At 52.2% G+C, this 6,469-nt stretch carries 6 protein-coding genes; 4 read left to right on the top strand and 2 right to left on the bottom strand.

The genetic code is table 11. The features are described from left to right. Positions 1 to 240 precede the first annotated feature (240 nt). Positions 241 to 1,044, top strand: a complete 804-nt coding sequence (dkgB, locus tag ACLJZ5_RS21315; protein WP_024797301.1) for a 2,5-didehydrogluconate reductase DkgB — start codon at positions 241 to 243, stop codon at positions 1,042 to 1,044. Between the two features lie 21 nt (positions 1,045 to 1,065). Here the strand turns inward: dkgB and yafC are convergent, their stop codons facing one another. Next, a complete protein-coding gene (gene yafC / locus ACLJZ5_RS21310) occupies positions 1,066 to 1,980 on the bottom strand; it encodes a DNA-binding transcriptional regulator YafC (RefSeq protein ID WP_024797302.1) in 915 nt (304 codons plus the stop codon). A 104-nt stretch (positions 1,981 to 2,084) separates the two neighbouring features. Here yafC and ACLJZ5_RS21305 point away from each other — a divergent pair, with 104 nt between their 5' ends. The 3 genes from ACLJZ5_RS21305 to ACLJZ5_RS21295 all read left to right on the top strand — a co-directional run bounded on the left by ACLJZ5_RS21305 (position 2,085) and on the right by ACLJZ5_RS21295 (position 5,040). Then, positions 2,085 to 3,260 carry an MFS transporter gene (locus tag ACLJZ5_RS21305; RefSeq protein WP_024797303.1) on the top strand — a complete coding sequence of 392 codons (1,176 nt, stop codon included), beginning with the start codon at positions 2,085 to 2,087 and terminating at the stop codon, positions 3,258 to 3,260. Between the two features lie 131 nt (positions 3,261 to 3,391). Beyond that, positions 3,392 to 4,192, top strand: a complete 801-nt coding sequence (locus ACLJZ5_RS21300) for an endonuclease/exonuclease/phosphatase family protein (RefSeq protein WP_024797304.1) — start codon at positions 3,392 to 3,394, stop codon at positions 4,190 to 4,192. Between the two features lie 77 nt (positions 4,193 to 4,269). Then, on the top strand, positions 4,270 to 5,040 hold the full coding sequence (locus ACLJZ5_RS21295) for a class I SAM-dependent methyltransferase (RefSeq protein ID WP_024797305.1): 771 nt from the start codon (positions 4,270 to 4,272) through the stop codon (positions 5,038 to 5,040). Positions 5,041 to 5,095: 55 nt separating this feature from the next. Here ACLJZ5_RS21295 and mltD read toward each other — a convergent pair whose 3' ends face one another. After that, positions 5,096 to 6,463 carry a murein transglycosylase D gene (mltD, locus tag ACLJZ5_RS21290; RefSeq protein WP_000644706.1) on the bottom strand — a complete coding sequence of 456 codons (1,368 nt, stop codon included), beginning with the start codon at positions 6,461 to 6,463 and terminating at the stop codon, positions 5,096 to 5,098. Positions 6,464 to 6,469 lie beyond the last annotated feature (6 nt).

Raw genomic sequence — 6,469 nt, 5'->3', positions numbered from 1 at the left:
GAGCGGTAGTTCAGTTGGTTAGAATACCTGCCTGTCACGCAGGGGGTCGCGGGTTCGAGTCCCGTCCGTTCCGCCACTTATTAAGAGCCCTGAGCATTAGCTCAGGGCTTTTTCTTTGCCTGTCATTTAATTATTGCTCAATTCGCAAAAATCCTCTGCATTTCTCGCTCTTTTTCTACAAAGCGCTGAAGGTCATAATCCCCTCAGTTAACGAACATAGTGATTAAAAAGAGGAATTCTATGACTATCCCTGCATTCGGTTTAGGTACTTTTCGCCTGAAAGACGACGTGGTTATCGCTTCTGTTAAAACGGCGCTTGAACTGGGCTACCGTGCTGTCGACACTGCGCAAATCTATGATAATGAAGCGGCTGTTGGACAGGCGATTGCTGAGAGCGGCGTACCGCGTAATGAGCTGTACATCACCACCAAGATCTGGATTGAAAACCTTAGCAAAGACAAGCTAATCCCAAGCCTGAAAGAGAGCCTGAAAAAACTGCGTACCGATTATGTCGATCTGACGCTGATCCACTGGCCATCTCCGGGTGATGCCGTGTCTGTCGAAGAATTTATGCAGGCATTGCTGGAAGCTAAAAAACAAGGGCTGACTCGCGAAATTGGCATTTCAAACTTCACCATTCCGTTGATGGAAAAGGCTATTGCCGCGGTGGGCGCAGACCATATCGCCACCAACCAGATTGAGCTATCTCCGTATCTGCAGAATCGTAAGGTGGTTGACTGGGCGAAAGCGCACGGTATCCACATCACCTCTTATATGACGCTGGCATACGGTAAGGCGCTGAAAGATGAAGTGATTGCGCGCATTGCGGCTAAACATAATGCGACCCCGGCGCAGGTTATTCTGGCATGGGCAATGGGTGAAGGTTACTCCGTGATCCCTTCATCCACCAGGCGTGAAAACCTGGCAAGCAACCTGCTGGCGCAGGACCTGCATCTGGATGCCGAAGATAGAGCAGCGATCGCGGCACTGGATTGCAACGACCGCCTGGTTAGTCCGGAAGGTCTGGCTCCTGCCTGGGATTAATTGCCTGACCCTTTGTACCCTTTAACCCTCTTTCACAGCTCCTTCGGGAGCTGTTTTTATATGTTCACTTAAGAAGTCGATAAATGCCCGGATCCGTGTACTGACGGCACGATCGCTGTAGTAAACGGCGCTGAAAGGCATTTCTACCGGCAGACGTTTATCGGCCAGCAGTTCCACCAGTTCTCCCCGCGCGATCTCTTTATCAATCATATAATCTGAAAGACATGCAATGCCGTTACCGCTCAGGCAAAGTTGTTTTAACGTTTCCCCGCTGTTGGAAGAAATCCCACATTCGATCTCATGGAGCTGCCCATCGCTACAGGCTATTGGCCAGGTATTGAGCGAGATGGGTTCAGAAAACCCCAGGCACAGATGCCGTTTTAACTCTTCAACGCTCTCAGGCTTGCCAAAGCGGGCAATATAGTCAGGTGAAGCGATAATCTTGCGATAACTGGTAAATAACGGACGCGCGCGCAGACTTGAATCTGTCAACGTGCCTGCGCGTATCGCAACATCCACTTTTCGTTCAATAAGATTAATGAACGTTTCTGAGGAGACAAGAGACAACGTTATTTCCGGATATCGTTCACGAAAAGGTTTAATCAGCGGCATCAGGAAATGCAGCATTACCGGCGTTGCCGCATCGATACGCAGTAAGCCGCGCGGGGTATTACGCGACTCCATGATTTCCGTTTCTGCGGCGGCCATTTCTTGCAGTATCTGCTGCACGCGCCTGAAGTATCGCTCTCCTTCTTCAGTCAGGCTCAGCTGTCGGGTCGTACGATTAAGCAGACTGACGCCGAGCTTCATCTCCAGCTTTTTAACTGCCCGGCTGACAGCGGAATTGGCCTGTCCAAGCTGCTCTGCCGCCCGGCTGAAGCTGCCGCTTTCCACGACAGCGACAAAAATTGCGAGTTCTTCGGAGGTGGCTTTCATTTTTGCTCCTGCAGCAAAATTAAATTGATATTTTGGCTATTTTTGTCATTAAAACATCCAGGCATACTGCGTGTCATCTGATTACTGCTGTTATGGAGTTATGTATGCCTCTCGCTTTATTTGCACTGACAATAAGTGCTTTCGCTATCGGTACGACTGAGTTTGTGATTGTCGGCCTGGTGCCGACCATTGCTCAACAACTGGCTATCTCGTTACCTTCCGCCGGAATGCTGGTTTCAATCTATGCGCTGGGTGTGGCTATTGGCGCGCCGGTGCTAACCGCGCTGACCGGACGCCTGCCGCGTAAACAGTTACTGGTCGCGCTGATGGTCTTGTTTACGGCGGGGAATTTGCTGGCATGGCAGGCACCGGGCTATATGACATTAATCGTCGCCCGTCTGCTGACGGGCCTGGCGCACGGCGTGTTCTTCTCGATTGGATCTACCATCGCGACAAGTCTGGTGCCAAAAGAGAAAGCGGCTTCTGCTATCGCTATTATGTTTGGTGGTTTAACGGTAGCTCTGGTCACGGGCGTGCCGCTGGGGACATTTATCGGTCAGCATTTTGGCTGGCGTGAGACCTTCCTTGCGGTATCACTGTTAGGGGTGATTGCGCTGATAAGTAGTCAACTGTTGATCCCGGCCAATATTCCCGGTAGGGCGGCCGCCAGCATTCGTGACCAGGTGAAAGTACTGACTCATCCTCGTCTGTTGCTGATTTACGCCGTTACGGCGCTGGGCTACGGCGGGGTATTCACGGCATTCACCTTCCTGGCGCCGATGATGCAGGATCTGGCGGGATTCTCCCCGGCAGCGGTAAGCTGGATCCTACTGGGGTATGGCGTATCTGTGGCTATCGGCAATATCTGGGGCGGTAAACTGGCGGATAAGCATGGTGCCGTGCCGGCGCTGAAATTCATTTTCGCCGCGCTGTTTGTTCTGCTGATGGTCTTCCAGGTGACGGCCTCCACGCAGTATGCCGCGCTGGCTACCATTCTGGTGATGGGGATCTTTGCCTTCGGTAACGTACCGGGGTTGCAGGTCTACGTGGTACAGAAAGCGGAACAATTTACGCCCAATGCCGTTGATGTGGCGTCAGGTCTGAACATTGCGGCGTTTAACATTGGTATTGCGCTGGGCTCCGTGATTGGCGGGCTAACGGTGGCGCATTACGGTTTGGCGCAGACGCCGTGGATTGGCGCCCTCATTGTTCTGGTGGCTTTCCTGCTGATGGGTGTCAGCGGACGTCTTGATAAACCTGTACGCATTGCTCTGGAGTAAATTATTGATGTAAGCGCCTACTTACAAAACAAACTGCAATTGTTCGTTGAAAGTGAGTGCTAAAATCCCTATAACAGAAGAACCAGTCCGGTTGAGGACTGGTTGACGTTACAGAGGTTTGAAAGTCAAAAGTGCGAAAAAACACCTATGCGATGCGCTATGTTGCCGGACAGCCCGCCGAGCGGATTTTGCCGCCAGGGTCGTTTGCGAGCATTGGACAGGCATTGCCCGCCGGGGAACCGCTAAGCAGTGAAGAGCGGATCCGTATCCTCGTGTGGAATATATTCAAGCAGCAGCGAGCCGAATGGTTATCGGTGCTGAAGAACTACGGCAAAGATGCGCATCTGGTCCTGTTGCAGGAGGCACAGACGACGCCTGAACTGGTACAGTTTGCCACCGCTAACTATCTTGCCGCCGATCAGGTTCCCGCTTTTGTATTACCTCAGCACCCGTCTGGCGTCATGACGCTTTCTGCCGCCCATCCTGTTTACTGCTGCCCTTTACGGGAAAGAGAGCCGATTTTACGTTTGGCGAAATCAGCCCTGGTGACGGTATATCCCTTGCCGGATACCCGTTTATTAATGGTAGTAAATGTTCATGCGGTAAATTTTAGTCTGGGCGTGGACGTATACAGTAAGCAGTTACTTCCGATCGGCGACCAGATTGCGCACCATAGCGGCCCTGTCATTATGGCGGGGGATTTTAATGCCTGGAGCCGTCCACGTATGAAGGCGTTGTACCGCTTTGCACGTGAGATGTCGCTGCGCCAGGTGCGTTTCACTGACGATCAGCGCCGTCGTGCGTTTGGACGACCGCTGGATTTTGTTTTTTATCGTGGGTTAAACGTGAATGAAGCCTCCGTACTGGTGACGCGCGCTTCCGATCACAATCCGCTACTCGTTGAATTCAGTCCCGGCAAACCTGAGCAATAAAGGTGCGTCAGGTCTGCCGTGGGGCAGGCCTCTTCGGGTGCTGCCCTCTATTTTTCTCATAACAGAAGGGCACTACCATGACAACGCATTCCCATCATGACAATGTTGAAAAGCAGTTTGGTTCACAGGCGAACGCCTATTTACATAGCGCCGTTCACGCAGCGGGTCGTGACTTAGCGCGGCTGGCGCAAAGGTTGTCTGATTTTTCCCACGCGAACGTACTGGATATGGGATGTGGGGCTGGACACGCGAGTTTTGTCGCTGCGCAACATGCCAACTCGGTCGTGGCATACGATTTATCCGCCAGCATGCTTGAGGTTGTCGCTGGAGCGGCGGAAGAAAGACATTTAAGTAATATTACTCTCCGGCAAGGCTATGCCGAAAAACTGCCCTTTGAAGACGCATCGTTTGAGGTGGTGATTAGCCGCTATTCCGCGCACCACTGGCACGACGTTGGTCAGGCATTGCGTGAGGTTAATCGTGTCTTAAAACCCGGCGGCGTGCTGATTATCATGGATGTCATGTCGCCTGGACATCCTGTACGCGATATCTGGCTGCAAACGGTGGAGGCGTTACGCGACACGTCGCATGTCCGTAACTATTCCAGTGGCGAATGGCTGGCGATGGTCAATAACGCGATGCTGGTAACGAATACCGTGATAACCGATCGTTTATCGCTGGAGTTTTGCTCATGGGTAACGCGGATGCGTACGCCAGCGCCGTTGGTTGAGGCGATTCGATTATATCAGGCGAGCGCCCCGGTAGAGGTGAAGCGTTATTTTGAGTTGCAGGATGACGGTTCGTTTAGCAGCGATACTATCATGCTGGAAGCGCATAAAGCGGTATAACAATTTAAAAGGCGCCGGGGGAAGCGGCGCCTTTTGGCTTTTTCGTCGGACAATATCAGGAGTCTGGCGTGCTATTGTCCTTCACAAACAACGTAAGCTGATCGCCCGGTTGTAGATTATCCGTATCATGGTTCCAGCGCATCACATCTTTGATATTCACCCCGTGACGTCTGGCGATACTGGAAAGCGAATCGCCTTTACGGACACGATAGGTAATGCTATCGCTATTGTTTGCCAGTCGTTGCGCGCTGCTGCCAGCGCCCACTGTCAGGCTTTGCCCGATTTTCAGGCGCGAACCACGCAGATTGTTCCACTGCTGCAAGTCCTTCGTGCTTACGCCAAGCCGCGAAGCAATACCGGAAAGCGTATCGCCAGAGCGCACCTTATAGCTACGGCTATTCAACGGCGTATTGTCGGCGATCAGTTGGGACTGAACGGCGTCAATCTCACCGGAAGCCAGCGACTCACGCAACTGCTCGGCATGCTTTTTGGGCACCATAACATATTGCGGGCCGCTTACGCCTAAGGTAGAGCCTTTTACACCGGCATTAAACGTCTTCAGCTTGCTGATAGACATACCCGCCATATCCGCAACCTGGGCCATTTCAACTGGACTGTTTAAACGAACTCGTGCCAGCGCTCGGCTTTCATCTGTTGTTGGCAGACGTACGCCGTAGCGTTTGCTGTTTTTGAGAATTTCACTCAATGCCAGCATCTTAGGTACGTAGAGTTTCGTTTCTCTGGGCAAAGAAAGCGACCAGAAATCCGTCGGTTTTCCACGCGCTTTGTTTGCTTTAATTGCCCGCATAACACGGCCTTCGCCGCTGTTATACGCTGCAACGGTTAACAGCCAGTCGCCGTCAAACATTTTGTTCAGACGCTGCATCATGTCTAACGCGGCGGTCGTAGAGGCTACAACATCGCGACGCGCGTCATAATTACGGGTCTGCTTTAAACCATAATTGCGCCCTGTGCTCGGTATGATCTGCCAGATGCCTGCGGCATTGGCGCCAGACGTTGCGTGAGGATCAAAAGCGCTCTCCACTATGGGTAGTAGTACCAGCTCCATAGGCATGTTACGTTTCTTAACCTGCCCCGCTATCCAGTACATATACGGCTCTGCCCGTAAAGTTACATCGTGGAGATAGCTCTTATTGCGTAAATACTTCTGTTTCTGTTCGCGAATCCGGCTGTTTTCCGGAATTCCCATCTTTAGCTCGTCGCCAATGAAAGCCCACAAGTCCTGATCTGGCGCGATAGACGTTCCGTCGTCCATCCATCGTGCCTGACTCGTAAACTTTCCTGCTTCCCCTTGACCAGCTGCAGAAAGGCTCTGTGCGTGCTGTTGGACGTTGCCAGTGTTCTGAGACGTCTGGCACCCCACAAGCAGGACAGAGGCGAGTAATATCGCTTTTGCCTTCATGTGTGT

This window comes from Salmonella sp. 5800, from assembly GCF_046558195.1.
Classification (GTDB): Bacteria; Pseudomonadota; Gammaproteobacteria; order Enterobacterales; family Enterobacteriaceae; genus Salmonella; species Salmonella enterica.
This window is presented reverse-complemented; position numbering and strand designations above follow the sequence as displayed.